13 protein-coding genes and 5 tRNA genes are annotated in these 16,898 nt (G+C 60.2%); 6 read left to right on the top strand and 12 right to left on the bottom strand.

Annotated features, from left to right (window positions below):
- Positions 1 to 36: 36 nt before the first annotated feature.
- On the top strand, positions 37 to 3,315 hold the full coding sequence (locus J4D25_RS05405) for a PAS domain S-box protein (RefSeq protein WP_057715579.1): 3,279 nt from the start codon (positions 37 to 39) through the stop codon (positions 3,313 to 3,315).
- A 46-nt stretch (positions 3,316 to 3,361) separates the two neighbouring features.
- On the opposite strand, the gene J4D25_RS05410 is transcribed toward J4D25_RS05405, so the two are convergent.
- From J4D25_RS05410 to gltX, 10 genes are all read right to left on the bottom strand, one after another.
- The gene (locus J4D25_RS05410) at positions 3,362 to 3,808 is read right to left on the bottom strand and encodes an Hsp20 family protein (protein ID WP_057715580.1); all 447 of its coding nucleotides are present in this window, start codon (positions 3,806 to 3,808) and stop codon (positions 3,362 to 3,364) included.
- A gap of 132 nt (positions 3,809 to 3,940) precedes the next feature.
- Positions 3,941 to 4,900 carry a tRNA-dihydrouridine synthase gene (locus J4D25_RS05415; protein WP_057715581.1) on the bottom strand — a complete coding sequence of 320 codons (960 nt, stop codon included), beginning with the start codon at positions 4,898 to 4,900 and terminating at the stop codon, positions 3,941 to 3,943.
- Positions 4,901 to 5,101: 201 nt separating this feature from the next.
- On the bottom strand, positions 5,102 to 5,539 hold the full coding sequence (locus J4D25_RS05420) for a thioesterase family protein (protein WP_057715582.1): 438 nt from the start codon (positions 5,537 to 5,539) through the stop codon (positions 5,102 to 5,104).
- Positions 5,540 to 5,588: 49 nt separating this feature from the next.
- Positions 5,589 to 6,422, bottom strand: coding sequence for an alpha/beta fold hydrolase (locus tag J4D25_RS05425; protein WP_057715583.1), 834 nt, complete (start codon positions 6,420 to 6,422; stop codon positions 5,589 to 5,591).
- Between the two features lie 29 nt (positions 6,423 to 6,451).
- Positions 6,452 to 6,991 (bottom strand): TetR/AcrR family transcriptional regulator, encoded by a 540-nt coding sequence (locus tag J4D25_RS05430; protein WP_057715584.1) that lies wholly within the window; start codon positions 6,989 to 6,991, stop codon positions 6,452 to 6,454.
- A gap of 194 nt (positions 6,992 to 7,185) precedes the next feature.
- Positions 7,186 to 7,261: transfer RNA gene (locus J4D25_RS05435), tRNA-Glu, on the bottom strand.
- 80 nt (positions 7,262 to 7,341) lie between these two features.
- Positions 7,342 to 7,417: transfer RNA gene (locus J4D25_RS05440), tRNA-Ala, on the bottom strand.
- 53 nt (positions 7,418 to 7,470) lie between these two features.
- Positions 7,471 to 7,546, bottom strand: a tRNA-Glu gene (locus J4D25_RS05445).
- 79 nt (positions 7,547 to 7,625) lie between these two features.
- Positions 7,626 to 7,701 (bottom strand) — tRNA-Ala (locus J4D25_RS05450).
- Between the two features lie 203 nt (positions 7,702 to 7,904).
- A complete protein-coding gene (gene gltX, locus J4D25_RS05455) occupies positions 7,905 to 9,386 on the bottom strand; it encodes a glutamate--tRNA ligase (protein ID WP_057715585.1) in 1,482 nt (493 codons plus the stop codon).
- Between the two features lie 230 nt (positions 9,387 to 9,616).
- Here gltX and J4D25_RS05460 point away from each other — a divergent pair, with 230 nt between their 5' ends.
- Complete coding sequence (locus J4D25_RS05460) at positions 9,617 to 10,705, top strand: HlyD family secretion protein (protein WP_057715586.1); 1,089 nt, start codon at positions 9,617 to 9,619, stop codon at positions 10,703 to 10,705.
- 49 nt (positions 10,706 to 10,754) lie between these two features.
- Entirely contained in the window at positions 10,755 to 12,245 is a 1,491-nt protein-coding gene (locus J4D25_RS05465; RefSeq protein WP_198530265.1) for an MDR family MFS transporter, read from the top strand.
- Between the two features lie 117 nt (positions 12,246 to 12,362).
- On the opposite strand, the gene uvrB is transcribed toward J4D25_RS05465, so the two are convergent.
- Complete coding sequence (gene uvrB, locus J4D25_RS05470) at positions 12,363 to 14,378, bottom strand: excinuclease ABC subunit UvrB (protein WP_057715588.1); 2,016 nt, start codon at positions 14,376 to 14,378, stop codon at positions 12,363 to 12,365.
- A 335-nt stretch (positions 14,379 to 14,713) separates the two neighbouring features.
- Here uvrB and J4D25_RS05475 point away from each other — a divergent pair, with 335 nt between their 5' ends.
- On the top strand, positions 14,714 to 15,910 hold the full coding sequence (locus J4D25_RS05475; protein ID WP_057715589.1) for an amino acid aminotransferase: 1,197 nt from the start codon (positions 14,714 to 14,716) through the stop codon (positions 15,908 to 15,910).
- A 237-nt stretch (positions 15,911 to 16,147) separates the two neighbouring features.
- Entirely contained in the window at positions 16,148 to 16,357 is a 210-nt protein-coding gene (locus J4D25_RS05480; RefSeq protein ID WP_057715590.1) for a hypothetical protein, read from the top strand.
- Here the strand turns inward: J4D25_RS05480 and J4D25_RS05485 are convergent.
- Positions 16,354 to 16,584, bottom strand: coding sequence for a hypothetical protein (locus J4D25_RS05485; protein WP_057715591.1), 231 nt, complete (start codon positions 16,582 to 16,584; stop codon positions 16,354 to 16,356). The two genes, J4D25_RS05480 and J4D25_RS05485, sit on opposite strands and share 4 nt — an antisense overlap.
- A 227-nt stretch (positions 16,585 to 16,811) precedes the next feature.
- Between J4D25_RS05485 and J4D25_RS05490 the strand changes: the two genes are divergently transcribed.
- Positions 16,812 to 16,887 (top strand) — tRNA-Asn (locus J4D25_RS05490).
- The last annotated feature ends 11 nt before the right edge of the window (positions 16,888 to 16,898 follow it).

The raw sequence follows: 16,898 nt of genomic DNA on the forward strand, positions 1-16,898 counted from the left end.
CCTGCCCCAAACGCCCATTCAGCCCAAGGCTTGCCAATGCCCAAATCTGTTGACCGTATTCCGCCAATGCCGCGTATACAGGCACTTGACCCGAAAAGCTCCGAACAGAGCTGGGAAAGTGCCCCGCAATTGTTGGCCGCGCTCAACGGCGCGCGCTTGGGTGCGTGGTATTGGGACATCGAGCGCGGAAAGATCAGTTGGTCCCGGGGCACGCAGGCGCTGTTCGGCTTCGATCCCCGCAAACCGTTGCCATCGGATCTGGAATACCTCGACTTGCTGCCTCCGGAGGATCGCGCGAAAACCGTTCGCGCGTTCCACGCAGTCATCGCTGGCGCACCGCTGGAGCAAGCGATGCATCACCGCATCCGCTGGCCCGATGGCAGCCTGCACTGGCTGGAAATCAGCGGCAGCCTGTTACCGGACAAGCACGGCCGGCCACGGATGATCGGTGTAATCCGCGAGATTACCCACCAGCGCCAGCGCGAACAGGCGTTGAGCAGCTCGGAAAAACGCTTCGCCACCCTGTTCCACCTGTGCCCCAACATGGTCCTGCTGACCCGCCAGGAAGACGGCCTGATCACCGAAGCCAACCAGTATTTCGAAAGCCTGTTCGGCTGGCCGGTGCAAAACGCGATCGGCCGCACCACCTTGGAACTGGGCCTGTGGGTGCATCCCGAACAACGGGCCGAACTGGTCAAGGCCACCAAAGCCAAAGGCGACTTGGTCAGCATGGAAGTGCAGTTTCGCGCCAGCAATGGCCAGGTCCACGACGGCATCCTCAGTGCGCAAAAGGTCGAGCTCGAAGGCCAGCCCTATCTACTGAGCACGTTCCTTGACACCACCGAGCGCAAAGTCGCCGAACAGGCCCTCAAGGACAGCCAGGAACGCCTCGACCTGGCACTGGACTCGGCGCAACTCGGCACCTGGGACTGGCACATCCCCAGCGGCATGCTCTACGGATCGGCACGGGCCGCCCAACTGCACGGTCTGGACGCCAAGCCCTTCCACGAGTCCTTCGACGAGTTCTTCGAAGGCGTGCCCGGCGAAGAACGCGACACCATGCGCGACGCCTACCGCAGTCTGCGTGAAGGCCCGGCCGGCAACTATCAATTGACCTACCGCGTGCAATTGCCCGACGGCACCTCGCGCTATCTGGAAAGCCGTGCCCGTCTCTACCGCGATGACAACGGCGTGCCGGTGCGCATGGCCGGCACCTTGCTCGACATCACTGATCAGGTGGAGCGCGAACAACGGCTGGTGGCCTCCGAAGAGAAATTCGCCACGCTGTTCCAGGTCAGCCCCGATCCGATCTGCGTCACCCGCCAGGACTCCGGCCAGTTCATTGAAATCAACTCCAGCTTCACCCAGACCTTCGGCTGGAGCACCGCCGATGTGATCGGCCGCAGCGCCGACGAAATCGGCCTGTGGGACGCTTCGGCGAAAAGCCTGCGACGAATCGAACAAGTGATCCGCGAACAAGGCCTGAACAACGTGGCCATTCTGGTCCAGCACAAGGAAGGACAGACCCTGACTTGCGTGATTTCCAGCCGCCAGATCAGCGTCGGCGACCAGCCCTGCATCGTCACCACCCTGCGCGACATCACCCAGCAACAGCGCTCGGAAGCGGCGCTCAAGGCCAGTGAAGAGAAATTCGCCAAGGCCTTCCACTCCAGCCCCGACGCCATCACCATCACCGAGCGCGACACCGGACGCTATCTGGAGGTCAACGACGGCTTCTGCCGCCTGACCGGCTACCGCGCCGAGGAGGTGGTGGGCCGCACGGTGTACCAGGTCGGGATTTGGGCCGAAGAAAAACAACGCTCGGCGCTGCTGGCCGAATTGCAGATCAAGGGACGGGTTCATCACCAGGAAATGCTCGGGCGCAACAAGCGCGGCGAACTGCTCACCGTCGAAGTCTCGGTGGAACCGATCACCCTCAATGAAACCGCCTGCCTGCTGCTGACCGCGCGCGACGTCAGCCTGCTGAAAAATGCCGAAGCGCAGATCCGCCACCTGGCCTATCACGACCCACTGACCAACCTGCCCAACCGTGCCTTGCTGATGGACCGCCTGAGCCAGCAGATCGCCCTGCTCAAACGGCATAACCTGCGGGGCGCGCTGATGTTCCTCGACCTCGACCATTTCAAGCACATCAACGACTCCCTCGGGCACCCGGTGGGCGATACCGTGCTGAAAATCATCACCGCGCGCCTGGAGGCCAGCGTGCGCATGGAGGACACCGTTGCGCGCCTGGGCGGTGACGAATTCGTGGTACTGCTCAGCGGCCTCGAAGGCTCGCGCAGCGAGGTCAGTGAACAGGTTCGCGAAGTGGCCGACACCATCCGCGAGCTGCTGTCCGAACCGATGTTCCTCGACGGCCAGCGCCTGCAAGTGACACCCAGCATCGGCATTGCGCTGATCCCCGATCACGGCTCGACCCCGACCGACCTGCTCAAGCGCGCCGACATCGCGCTTTATCGCGCCAAGGACTCGGGTCGCAATACCACGCAGATGTACCACAACACCATGCAGAAGGCCGCGAGCGAACGCCTGCGCATGGAAACCGACCTGCGCCTGGCCCTTTCCCGGGGCGAGTTTCGCGTGCATTACCAACCCCAGGTCGACGCCCGGGGCGACCGCATCGTCGGTGCCGAGGCCCTGGTGCGCTGGAATCATCCGGAACTCGGCCCGCAGTCACCCGCCGAGTTCATCAAGGTGCTGGAAGACAGCGGACTGATTCTGGAGGTCGGCACCTGGATCCTCGACGAAGCCTGCCAGGCCTTCAAACGGTTGATCGACGACGGTCTGGTGAATCCGTATAAATTCAGCCTGTGCGTGAACATCAGCCCGCGCCAGTTCCGCCAGAACGATTTCGTCGAACGTGTCGAAAACAGCCTGAACACCTATGGCCTGCCCTGCTCCCTGTTGAAACTGGAAATCACCGAAGGCATCGTGATCCAGAACCTGGAGGACACCATCAGCAAAATGCGCCGCCTGAAAAAACTCGGTGTCAGCTTCGCCATGGACGACTTCGGCACTGGCTACTCCTCGCTGACCTACCTCAAGCGCTTGCCGGTCGACACCCTGAAAATCGACAAGTCATTCATCCGCGACGCCACCAGCGACCCGAACGACGCCGAGATCATCCGCGCCATCGTCGCCATGGCCCACAGCCTGGATTTGAAAGTGATTGCCGAAGGGGTGGAAACGGCAGAGCAGCTTGAGTTCCTGCAGGGGCTGGAGTGTCACTTCTACCAAGGGTATTTGCACAGCCTGCCGTTGCCGGTGGAGGAGTTTCAAAAACTGCTGAAGTGACGGGCACAAAAAAGGGCGCCAGTGGCGCCCTTCTTCTTGCTCCGACTCAGTGTTGCAGAGCCGGCTTTTGCGTCCCGTTGATCGGGATGCGCTTGGCTTTCGCCTCTTCCGGAATCACCCGTAGCAGGTCGATGCTCAACAGACCGTTGCTCAGGCCGGCAGCCTTGATCTCGATGTGGTCCGCCAGACGGAAGGACAGCTTGAACGCACGCTGGGCAATGCCCTGATACAGATAAGTGACGTCTTCGTTCGCGTCGCGTTTACCGCCACTGATGGTCAGCACACCTTTCTCGACTTCGAGCTCCAGATCTTCTTCCTGGAAACCGGCCGCGGCAATTACGATGCGGTATTGATCGTCGCCGTGTTTCTCCACGTTATAGGGTGGATAGCTGCTGCCTGGCTCGTTGCGCAGGGCGGTCTCGAACAGGTCGTTGAAACGGTCGAAACCTACCGAGGAACGGAACAGTGGGGCCAAGGATAATGTAGTAGCCATGATGCAAATCTCCTGAAAACAATCAGCAAGGTTTTTTGTCTCCGCGACCCGAATTCGGCATCGCGTAATCCTTAAATAGGGACCGCTGATTGCATTTCAAGAGATTGTTTTCTGCTTTTTTTACAAAAAATTTCAGGCCGCTTCCGCCACCGGCAGCCCCAGCAAACGCGAGACGTTATCCGGCTCGGTCTCACGACGCAGCACGGTAAAGAGCTCTACCGCCTCGGGATAATTGCGGGTCAGCATCGCCAGCCATTGCTTCAGACGACCCGGCGACTGGCGTGGCGTCATTTGTGCCTTGGCTTGCAGCCAGAAGTCCTGAATCAGCGGCAACAACTCGCTCCAGGTCATCTCGACCACCTCTTCACCGGCCCGCGCCGCGGCGATCTGCCGGGCGAGATCCGGGCGCGAAACCAGGCCGCGACCGAGCATGATGTCTTCCACGCCGCTGATCTCGCGGCAACGACGCCAGTCTTCGACGCTCCAGATATCGCCATTGGCGAACACCGGCACCTTGACCACGTCCTGCACCCGCGGAATCCACTCCCAGTGTGCCGGCGGCTTGTAGCCGTCGACCTTGGTCCGCGCATGCACCACGATATGTTCGGCACCGCCTTCGGCCAGGGCCGTGGCACACACCAGCGAGCCGTCCGGGCTGTCGAAGCCCAGGCGCATCTTGGCGGTGACTGGAATGTGCGCGGGGACGGCACGACGGACGTGCTCGACGATCTGGTTGAGCAGCTCGGGTTCCTTGAGCAATACCGCACCACCACGGGATTTGTTGACGGTCTTGGCCGGACAGCCGAAGTTCAGGTCGATCACTTCGGAACCCAGCTCACAAGCCAGCGCGGCATTTTCCGCCAGGCACACAGGATCGGAACCGAGCAGTTGCACACGCAGCGGCACACCGGAGGCCGTCCGGGCACCGTTGAGCAACTCCGGACCGAACTTGTGGAAATAGGCAGGCGTGAGCAACTGGTCGTTGACCCGAATGAACTCGGTCACGCACCAGTCAATACCACCCACACGGGTCAGCACATCGCGCAGGATGTCGTCGACCAACCCCTCCATGGGCGCCAAAGCAATTTGCATGAAAAACACACTCGAGGAAAAACGTGCGGCAGTTTACTGGATAATCGAGCGAAAGACTTGCGCATACCCTTGTGGCGAGGGGGCTTGCCCCCGTTGGGTCGCGAAGCGGCCCCGGCATTTCGTCAGATAAATTGCATCGACAGGTTTTGCGACTGCTTCGCAGCCGAACGGGGGCAAGCCCCCTTGCCACAGGAACCAGTGTCAGGCCGGGGTTTGCAACGCCGGGCCATAACCCTCGATGAACTCCGCCGGCATGCGCTTGGGCTTGCCCGTGGACAGTTCGATGCAGACGAAGGTGGTCTGCGCGCGCAATAGCGTGGTGTTGTCGCTGGGACGGACCAACTGGAAGTGCCGGGTCATTTTAAGGCGCTGATCCCAATCGACGATCCAGGTCGCCAATTGCAACTCATCGTCCTCATAGGCTGCCGCCAGGTAATCGATCTCGTGCCGCACCACCGCCATCGCCCGGTCCAGCCGCCGATACTCGACCAGGTCCAGGCCAAGACGCTGGGAGTGGCGCCAGGCACAGCGTTCGAGCCAGGTCACGTAGACCGCGTTGTTCGCGTGCCCCAACCCGTCAATGTCCTCGGCGCTCACTTGCAGATCAATGATGAACGGCGTTTCCCGATCCCAGCCCATGCCCGACTCCCTGGTCAGATAATTTCGACCGGGGCAGTGTAACGGAAGCTCAGGCGGATTGGCGTGATTGCAGACTGCGCCCGGCCAGCAGTGATAACACGCCATCAATCACCCGAGGGTCGGCCAACACTCGCTGATGACCACCGTCTTTCAAACGCAACAAGCGGCTGTCGAACCAGGCTTCATGGATCAGCTGGGATTCCTTCACAGAGACAAAGTTGTCGTCTTCGGCGTGGACAATCAGGCCGGGCATGTCGAGTTGATAGTGCGCGACATCCAGCGTCGCGGCTCGCATGCCGACGTCTTGCTCGACCTGGCGAATGAACGCCGAGCGGGCCTTCGGTGGCAGCCCGACATAGCGGGCAAAACCACGCAACACACCAAGAATCCGCGCCGGGGCCGCAATGCTGACCAGGGTTTCGGTGCGCAGGCCCAACTGGACCGCGAGCATCGCACTGGCGCCGCCCATGGAGTGGCCGATGACCGCTTGCAGGGGTGGCAGTTCGGCGGCCGCTTCCAGCATGGCGCGGGCGAACAGCACCACATTCGCTTCACTGCCCGGTGAGCGACCGTGGGCCGGGCCATCCAGGGCCACGACCGAGTAACCGGCATCGACCAGCGCGGTGATGAGGCTGGCAAACTGCGTCGGCCGCCCTTCCCAGCCATGCATCAGCAATACTGCCGGGCCCTGACCCCATCGCAAGGCCGAGAGACCGAAACGCAGGGTGACCCGCTCGGACTTGGCCAACAGTGGCAGCTCCCAGTCACGCAGCGGCAGATCCCGTGGCGTCATGAACGCCTGTCGCATTTTGCTTGCGACCAGTTTCGGGGCAAACCAGCCCAAGGTGCCATTAACGCCACGAACCCACTTTAACGTGCTCATCGCATTCTCCTCAGGCCGCAGCCTTCAGGTCAACGCACTGCCGATTTGGCCGCGCGCAGTAATCGATCGGACAACTCTCCTGGCCCCAGCGCCCGCGCCAGAGCCAGCCCACCCACCATCAAGGCCATGTCGGCCAGGGCTTTTTCGGTTTCTTCAGGGCTGGCCGCCAACTGCGCGACCATCAATTCCACATGCTCATTGAGCGCGACACGAAACGCTTCCGGCAGCCGCCCCAGTTCGCCGACCGATGCCGGGATCGGACAGGCCGATTCGGAGGAATCACGGTGCTTGCGCGACAGATAGAACGCCGCCACCAGCGCGCGGCGCTCTTCGCCGGTCAACTCCGCGTCCATGTCGGCAATCAAGTCACGGCGGTGACCGAGCAATTGCCTGAACGCCTCCAGCATCATCGCGTCCTTGCTTTCGAAGTGGGCGTAGAAGCCGCCGACCGTCAGGCCCGCCGCGCCCATCACTTCGCCCACGCTTGGCTCGGCCGGGCCGCGCTGAATCAGCGCTGCGCTGGCAGCCTTGAGGATGCGTTCGCGGGTCTGGGCTTTTTTATCGTTCATCGTTGCCTCCGAATATTACGATTGAAATATTATTCTCATAATAAATTTTAGCAAGTCATGGGCGTGACCGCTGGTCTGAAGAACAGTTTTTTTTGGAAATTTTGGAAATGGAGGAATTTGGCCAAACACCAGACAAACAAAAGGGCCATTCAATAATTGAATGACCCTTATAAATCCCGCAGAGCGGGTAATCGTGGCGTCCCCTAGGGGACTCGAACCCCTGTTACCGCCGTGAAAGGGCGGTGTCCTAGGCCACTAGACGAAGGGGACACAAACCCTTCTATACAACTGATCAGTGCTGAGTGCTGATCGATTCAAGGCCGGTGTGGCCAGACCTTGAACTGTAAAATTGGTGGAGCTAAGCGGGATCGAACCGCTGACCTCCTGCATGCCATGCAGGCGCTCTCCCAGCTGAGCTATAGCCCCGGATTTTTCGCCTCGCGGCGGAGCGACATCTTGCAACATCGCTTCTGTAAAACTGGCGTCCCCTAGGGGACTCGAACCCCTGTTACCGCCGTGAAAGGGCGGTGTCCTAGGCCACTAGACGAAGGGGACGCAAACCCTTCTATACAACTGATCAACGCTGAGTGTTGATCGCTTCAAGGCCGGTGTGGCCAGACCTTGAAGTGTAAATTGGTGGAGCTAGACGGGATCGAACCGTCGACCTCTTGCATGCCATGCAAGCGCTCTCCCAGCTGAGCTATAGCCCCTCATCGTTGATGTCATCGCTGAGGACGGGGCGAATCTTAAGGGCGTATCGAAAGCCTGTCAAACTTATTTTTCAAAAAAATTAAAATTTTTTGCCGACATAACAATCACTTACCGCCCTCCCCCCCGAAAAATCGGGGTCTGAGGACCACTGCGCGCCCAACGACGGGCACACACAATGGCCATCAGCCCTTCATCAATCGCTTCAGGCAATCGCGCCCAACAGCTTTTCCCACTCCTTGTTTTCTTTCTTCGACACGCCGCCCAGCAGGTCAATGGCCTGGCGCAGACGGAAACGGGTCAGGTCCGGCCCGAGGATTTCCATCGCATCGAGCACCGACACCGAGCTGGCCTGACCAGTGATCGCAGCGAACATCAGCGGCATGGCATCACGCAGCTTCAGCTCCAGGGATTCGACCACCGCCTGAATGGTCGCGGTGATGCTGTCCTTTTCCCACTGACGCAGGCTTTCGAGCTTCCACAGGATCAACTGCATCAACTGACGAACCTGATCACCCGACAGTTTCTTCGATTCGAACAACTTCGCATCCGGGTTCACGCCACCGGCAAAGAAGAACCCGGCCAGCGGTGCCACCTGGCTGAAGGTTTCGACCCGGCCCTGTACGTGCGGTGCGATCTTCATCATGTATTCGGAATTGAACGCCCACTTCTGCACGCGCGCGGCGAACTCTTCCACCGGCAGGTCGCGCAGCCACTGGCCGTTGAGCCACGACAGCTTCTCGATGTCGAAGATCGGCCCGCCGAGGGACACGCGCTTGAGGTCGAAGTTGTCGACCATTTCCTGCAGCGAGAACTTCTCGCGCTCGTCCGGCATCGACCAGCCCATGCGACCCAGGTAGTTGAGCATCGCTTCCGGCATGAAGCCCATGCGCTCGTAGAACGTCACCGAGGTCGGGTTCTTGCGCTTGGACAGCTTGCTCTTGTCCGGGTTACGCAGCAGCGGCATGTAGCACAGCTCCGGTTGTTCCCAGCCGAAGTATTCGTAAAGCAGGATCAGCTTCGGTGCCGATGGCAGCCACTCTTCGCCACGCAATACGTGGGTGATGCCCATCAGGTGGTCGTCGACCACGTTGGCCAGGAAGTAGGTCGGCAGGCCGTCGGTCTTCATCAGGACTTGCATGTCCATACGGTCCCACGGGATTTCAACGTCGCCACGGAGCATGTCCGGCACCACGCAAACGCCTTCGCTCGGTACTTTCATACGGATGACGTGCGGCTCGCCAGCGGCCAGGCGACGGTCGACTTCTTCCTTGGACAGCAGCAGCGCGCGGCCGTCATAACGCGGGGTTTCGCCGCGAGCCATCTGCTCGGCGCGCATCTGGTCCAGCTCTTCGGCGGTGCAGAAGCACGGGAAGGCATGGCCCATTTCGACCAGTTGCTGGCAATACTTCTGGTAAATGTCGCCGCGCTCGCTTTGACGGTACGGACCGTGCGGGCCGCCGACATCCGGGCCTTCGCTCCAGTCGATCCCGAGCCAGCGCAAGGCGTCGAAAATCTGCTGTTCGGACTCGCGGGTCGAACGCAGCTGGTCAGTGTCTTCGATCCGCAGGATGAACTCACCGCCGTGCTGCTTGGCAAAGCAGTAGTTGAACAAGGCGATATAGGCGGTACCTACGTGGGGATCCCCGGTAGGCGATGGCGCGATGCGAGTGCGGACGGTGGTCATGGCATGTCTCGAAAAGAATAAAAGCGAAGTTCAAACAAGGCGCGAATGGTAACAGGCGACACCCGCCCGGCTCCAGTGAACAGGGCATTTAAGCCAAGGTTGCGTCTGTAACGCCCGTATAGGGAGGTGAATGGCCGAAAATCAGCCGACAGCATTTACCGCTTATCGGCTGTATGCCAGATTTGCCCGCTGATAACTTCTCTTACAATTTCTCGACTACAGTTTGCCCCATGCCTGCCCAACTCAAGCGTCGCCTCTTCTCGTTCCTGCTGATTGTCCTGTTGGTTGCCGGGGGCCTGTTTGCCCATTGGCTCTTGAAGGGGCGCTTTTATGAAAGTACCGACAACGCTTATGTCCAGGGCGAGATCACCCGCGTGTCGAGCCAATTGGGCGCGCGTATCGATCAGGTGCTGGTGCAGGACAACCAGCATGTCGAGAAAGGCCAGTTGCTGGTCAAACTCGAAGGCGACGACTTCCGCCTCGCTGTCGACCGCGCCAATGCCGCCCTGGCCACCCGCCAGGCCGAACGCCTGCAAGCCCAGAGTAAACTGACCCAGCAGGCCAGCCTGATTGCCGCCAGCGAAGCGCAGGTCGCGTCCAGCCAGGCCAGCCTGGGTCGCTCGCAGATCGACCTGACCCGCGCCGAGACCTTGCGCAAACCCGGCTATATCTCGGAAGAACGGGTGACCACCCTCTCCGCCGACAACCACATCGCACGCTCGCAAGTGGCCAAGGCCCAGGCCGACGCGCAAAGCCAGCGCCAGCAGGTCAATGCGCTGAATGCAGAGATCAAACGCCTCGATGCGCAGATCGCCAACGCCAAAACCGACCTGGCCCAGGCCGAACTGAACCTGACCCGCAGCGAAATCCATGCCCCCATCAGCGGCCTGATCGGCCAGCGTGCAGCCCGCGAAGGCCAATATGTGCAGGCCGGCGCTTACCTGTTGTCGATCGTGCCGGACGAAGACATCTGGATTCAGGCCAATTTCAAGGAAACCCAGATTGGCCACATGCAACCCGGCCAGGAAGCCGAACTGACCTTCGACGCCTACAGCGACACCCCGATCAAAGCCCGGGTCGACAGCCTGTTCGCCGCCTCGGGCGCGCAGTTCAGCCTGTTGCCGCCGGACAATGCCACGGGCAACTTCACCAAAGTCGTACAACGGATTCCGGTCAAACTGACCTTCGCCGCGGACAATCCGCTGCGCGGCAAGATCCGCCCGGGCATGTCGGTCACCGCCAAGGTGAACATCAAGGACACCCCTGAAGAAATCACCCCCAAAGTGAGCCACAAAGACGCCCCTGACGATGGCCGGTGATCAACTGATCCGCCCGGTCGGCGAACCGACCCGGCGGGACTGGATTGCGGTGATGAGCGTGATGCTCGGTGCGTTCATGGCGGTGCTGGACATCCAGATCACCAACTCCTCGCTCAAGGACATCCAGGGTGCACTGTCGGCGACCCTGGAAGAAGGTTCGTGGATTTCCACCTCGTACCTGGTGGCGGAAATCATCATGATCCCGCTCACGGCCTGGCTCGTGCAGCTGCTGTCAGCCCGGCGCCTGGCGGTATGGGTGTCCCTCGGATTCCTGGTCGCGTCCCTGCTCTGCTCCATGGCGTGGAGCCTGGAAAGCATGATTGTGTTCCGCGCCCTGCAAGGCTTTACCGGTGGCGCGCTGATTCCGCTGGCGTTCACCCTGACCCTGATCAAGCTCCCGGAACACCACCGCGCCAAAGGCATGGCCATGTTCGCCATGACCGCCACCTTCGCGCCCTCCATCGGCCCGACCCTCGGCGGCTGGCTGACGGAAAACTGGGGCTGGGAATACATTTTCTACATCAACATCCCGCCCGGCCTGATCATGATCGCCGGCCTGATGTACGGCCTGGAGAAGAAAGAAGCCCACTGGGAGTTGCTGAAAAGCACCGACTACGCCGGCATTCTCACCCTCGGCGTCGGGCTCGGTTGCTTGCAGGTGTTTCTGGAGGAAGGCCATCGCAAGGACTGGCTGGAATCGAGCCTGATCGTAACCCTGGGCAGCATCGCACTGGTCAGCCTGATCAGCTTTGTGATCGTGCAGACCTCCAAACCCAACCCGCTGATCAACCTCGGCATCCTGCGCAATCGCAACTTTGGCTTATCAAGCATTTCCAGTGTCGGGATGGGGGTCGGGCTGTACGGCTCGATCTACCTGTTGCCGCTGTACCTGGCGCAGATCCAGAACTACAACGCCCTGCAGATCGGCGAAGTGATCATGTGGATGGGCGTGCCGCAGCTGTTTCTGATTCCGCTGGTGCCCAAGTTGATGAAATACGTCTCGCCCAAATGGCTGTGCACACTGGGCTTCGGGCTATTCGGGTTGGCGAGTTTCTCTTCAGGCGTGTTGAACCCGGACTTTGCCGGGCCGCAGTTCAATCAGATCCAGATCATCCGCGCCCTGGGCCAACCACTGATCATGGTCACCATCTCGCTGATCGCCACCGCCTACATCCTGCCCCAGGATGCGGGATCGGCCTCGAGCCTGTTCAACATCCTGCGCAACCTCGGCGGCGCCATCGGCATCGCCCTGCTCGCCACGCTGCTGGATGCGCGGACCAAGGTTTACTTTGATTACCTGCGTGAATCCATCGTGCCGAGCAATCCGCAGGTCGCTGAACGGATCGCCTCACTGGCTGACCGGCTGGGCAATGAAACGGCAGCCCTGGGCAAACTCAGCGAGATCGCCCACCAACAGGCGTCGATCATGGCCTACAACGATGCGTTTCATTTTGTCGGGATTGCGTTGGGGATCAGCATGGTGGCGGTGTTGCTGACCAGGAAGTTGCCGGAGGGGTTGAAGGCTGGGGAAGCACACTAATTGATACTTGCAGCGCCCTGACCGGCCTCATCGCGAGCAAGCTCGCTCCCACAGGGATCACACCGAACCTTGTGGGAGCGAGCTTGCTCGCGATGAGGCCAGTTCAGACACTACAAATCAAACAGTAATCAACCGCTCGCGCAACTTGCCAATCTCATCGCGCATCTGCGCCGCCGCTTCAAACTCCAGATCGCGCGCCAACGCATACATCTTCTCTTCCAAGGCCTTGATACGCTTGGCGATCTCGCCCGGCGAACGCAATTCCGCTTCGTATTTGGCGTTCTCTTCCGCCGCCTTGGCCATGCCCTTGCGCTTCTTGCTGCGCGAACCCGGCACGGTGGCGCCTTCCATGATGTCGGCGACGTCCTTGAACACACCTTTGGGGGTGATGCCGTTGGCCAGGTTGAAGGCGATCTGCTTGTCTCGACGGCGCTCGGTTTCGCCGATCGCGCGCTCCATGGAACCAGTAATCCGGTCGGCATACAGAATCGCCCGGCCATTAAGGTTACGTGCCGCACGCCCGATGGTCTGGATCAGTGAGCGCTCGGAACGCAGGAAACCTTCCTTGTCGGCATCGAGGATCGCCACCAGCGACACTTCCGGCATATCCAGGCCTTCGCGCAGCAGGTTGATCCCCACCAGCACATCGAAAGTACCCAGGCGCAGATCACGGATGATCTCGACCCGCTCCACGGTGTCGATGTCCGAGTGCAAATAGCGCACGCGCACACCGTGATCGGCCAAATAATCAGTCAAGTCTTCAGCCATGCGCTTGGTCAGCGTCGTGACCAGCACTCGCTCTTCCAGAGCGACGCGCTTGGTGATTTCCGACAGCAAGTCGTCGACCTGGGTCAGTGCCGGGCGAATCTCGATTTGTGGGTCCACCAGCCCGGTCGGGCGCACCACCATGTCAATGACGCGGCCAGCGTGTTCGGCTTCGTAGTTGCCCGGGGTCGCCGATACGAAAATCGTCTGCGGGCTGATGCTTTCCCACTCATCGAAACGCATCGGCCGGTTATCCAGCGCCGAAGGCAAGCGGAAACCGTATTCCACCAGTGTCTCTTTACGCGAACGGTCGCCTTTGTACATCGCACCGACCTGCGGAACGCTGACGTGGGACTCGTCGATCACCAGCAAGGCATCGGCAGGCAGGTAATCGTAAAGGGTTGGTGGTGCCGCGCCGGCTTCGCGGCCGGACAGATAGCGCGAGTAGTTTTCGATGCCGTTGCAGTAACCCAGCTCGAGGATCATCTCCAGGTCGAAACGGGTGCGCTGCTCCAGGCGCTGGGCTTCCACCAGTTTGTTGTTGGAGCGCAGGTATTCCAGACGCTCCTGCAACTCGACCTTGATGCCCTCGACCGCGCCCATCAGGGTTTCCCGTGGCGTCACGTAGTGGCTCTTCGGGTAGAAGGTGAAGCGCGGCAGTTTGCGAATGACTTCACCGGTGAGCGGATCGAACGCCGACAGGCTTTCCACTTCATCGTCAAAGAGCTCGATGCGGATCGCCTCGAAGTCGGATTCCGCCGGGTGGATATCGATCACATCGCCACGCACGCGGAAGGTCGCACGGGCAAAATCCATGTCATTGCGGGTGTATTGCAGGTCAGCCAGGCGTCGCAGCAATTCGCGCTGGTCGAGCCGGTCGCCGCGATCCACGTGCAACACCATCTTCAGATAGGTTTCCGGGCTGCCCAGACCGTAGATGCACGACACCGTGGTGACGATGATCGCGTCCTTGCGCTCGAGCAATGCCTTGGTCGCCGACAAACGCATCTGCTCGATGTGGTCGTTGATCGATGCATCCTTCTCGATGAAGGTGTCCGAGGACGGCACGTAGGCTTCAGGCTGGTAGTAGTCGTAGTAGGAAACGAAATACTCCACCGCGTTGTTCGGGAAGAACGCCTTGAACTCTCCGTACAACTGCGCCGCCAGGGTCTTGTTCGGCGCCAGCACCAGGGTCGGGCGCTGCACCTGGGCGATCACGTTGGCGATGCTGAACGTCTTGCCCGAGCCGGTCACACCGAGCAGCGTCTGGTGCGCCAGCCCGGCTTCGATGCCCTCGACCATCAGGCGGATGGCTTCCGGCTGATCGCCGGCGGGCTCGAAACGGGTGACTAGCTGGAATTCAGACATGAAATACCTCTGGATCACTCTTGCCGGCAAAACCGGCACGAACGAGAAAGACCGCAAACGACCGATGTCGCCCGAAGAAAAAACTGGATTGTGCTCAATGTGGAGCCGATTGCCAGCGCTTTCAAGGCAAACGTCCTACATCGCGCAAAACCATTGCCGACGCCTTTCGACTAACGGTCGCAAAATAATCGGAAAAACTTACCTTAAAAGCCGAATAGCCTGTCGCCATTGATCGCGGATGGCCTCTATACTAGCTCCCCGTTTGTGCACCGCTCTAGTGCATTCGGCTGGAGCGCGACACGTCCCTCCACTCTCCATTCAGAGCCGCCGCAATAATGAGCCTGTTCTCCGCTGTCGAAATGGCACCACGCGATCCAATCCTGGGCCTCAACGAAGCATTCAACGCCGATACCCGGACCAACAAAGTCAACCTGGGGGTCGGTGTTTACTGCAACGAGGAGGGGCGAATTCCACTCCTGCGCGCCGTTGTCGAAGCCGAAACCATTCGCGCCGCTCAACACGTTTCCCGTGGCTACCTGCCAATCGACGGTATCGCCGCTTACGACCAGGCTGTGCAAAAGCTGCTGTTCGGCAATGATTCGCCACTGATCGCTGCCGGCCGTGTAATCACCACCCAGGCCGTTGGCGGTACTGGCGCACTGAAAATCGGTGCCGACTTCCTCAAGCAACTGCTGCCGAACGCCGTTGTGGCGATCAGCGACCCGAGCTGGGAAAACCACCGCGCGCTGTTCGAAACCGCCGGTTTCCCGGTGCAGAACTACCGTTACTACGACGCCGCGACCCACGACGTGAACCGTACCGGCATGCTGGAAGACCTGAACGCGCTGCCAAACGGCTCGATCATTGTGCTGCACGCCTGCTGCCACAACCCGACCGGCGTGGACCTGAGCCCGGCGGACTGGAAAAACGTCCTGGACGTGGTCAAAGCCAAAGGCCACGTGCCGTTCCTCGACATGGCGTATCAAGGTTTCGGCGATGGCATCGACGAAGACGCCGCTGCCGTACGCCTGTTTGCCGAGTCGGGCCTGACTTTCTTCGCCTCCAGCTCCTTCTCCAAGTCGTTCTCGCTGTACGGCGAGCGCGTGGGTGCCCTGTCGATCGTCAGCGAATCGAAAGAAGAAAGCGCGCGCGTGTTGTCGCAAGTCAAACGCGTGATCCGCACCAACTACTCCAACCCGCCGACCCACGGTGCCAGCGTTGTCGCTGCAGTGCTGAACAGCCCGGAACTGCGCGCCCAGTGGGAAGCCGAACTGGCCGAAATGCGCCTGCGCATTCGTGGCATGCGTACCCAGATGGTCGACCTGCTGGCACAAAAAGCGCCTCAGCGCGATTTCAGCTTCGTCGGTCGTCAGTGCGGCATGTTCTCCTACTCCGGCCTGACGGTTGAGCAAGTTCACCGCCTGCGCAACGAGTTCGGCATCTACGCCCTGGACACCGGCCGCATCTGCGTGGCCGCGTTGAACCAGAGCAACATCAAGGTTGTGACGGACGCTATCGTCCAAGTCATCTGATGACACCTTGAAATGAAAAACGGGAAGCCATGTGGCTTCCCGTTTTTTATTTGTCACAGATAATTTTCGGCAACTAGAGCGAGCCCTCTAAACTGCACACAACTATCCACTGTGGGAGCGAGCTTGCTCGCGATAGCGATTGTCCTGCCAACATCAATGTTGAATGTGATGCCCTCATCGCGAGCAAGCTCGCTCCCACAGGTTTGAATACACCCTGGAATTCCTGCGAGAACCCACATGAAAAACGATGACCTGCGCGCCGACCGTGATGACCTGGATGACCTGGATCACTTCACCCCCCGCGCCCCGGCAAAACGCGGCAACAACCTGGTGATGCAAGTGGCCGCCGGTGTGTTTCTCGGCGGCCTGGCCCTGTGGCTGGTGCAATTGGGTGCCACGGCGCTCTACGCCAAACTGATGCTTGGCACGATTACCTTCGGCGGTTAAGCCAGTTCGGTCGCACGCTGGCTGGCAGCGTCGTCGTAGGCGACATACAGCGATTCAGCGACCTGGCTCTTGATCGCTTTAGTGCTTTCCAGGCCCAGGACAAAACCTTCGGCCTTGCCGCCAGCACGGTTCAATGCTTCAGCGGTGCCGGCCTGAGTGATGGCGTCGAACAACTTTTCGGCGTGAGGGCCGACACCTTTGGGCAGGCTGATCAGAGAGATGCTCATGGGTGCACCCCGTGGTGTCGAGGTGTGAGGGTCAAATGATTCATGGCGCGTACCTTTTCGGCGAATGGCCGGCAGCGCGTGTCACCACTTCCGGGCGGCCATGGTAGACCTCTGGGGCGATCCTGGTAACCGCCAATCGCCGCCAAACCACCGTCCGTCCCGATGATTCGCTCCAATTGTTATTCAATGCTTGACTTCTCTTTTTGAATCAGTAAGATACGCGCCATTCCGCGATAGCTCAGTTGGTAGAGCAAGTGACTGTTAATCACTGGGTCCCTGGTTCGAGTCCAGGTCGTGGAGCCAGACAGCAACAT

It is taken from the genome of Pseudomonas sp. GW456-L13, from assembly GCF_017350115.1.
GTDB classification, from domain to species: Bacteria; Pseudomonadota; Gammaproteobacteria; order Pseudomonadales; family Pseudomonadaceae; genus Aquipseudomonas; species Aquipseudomonas jessenii.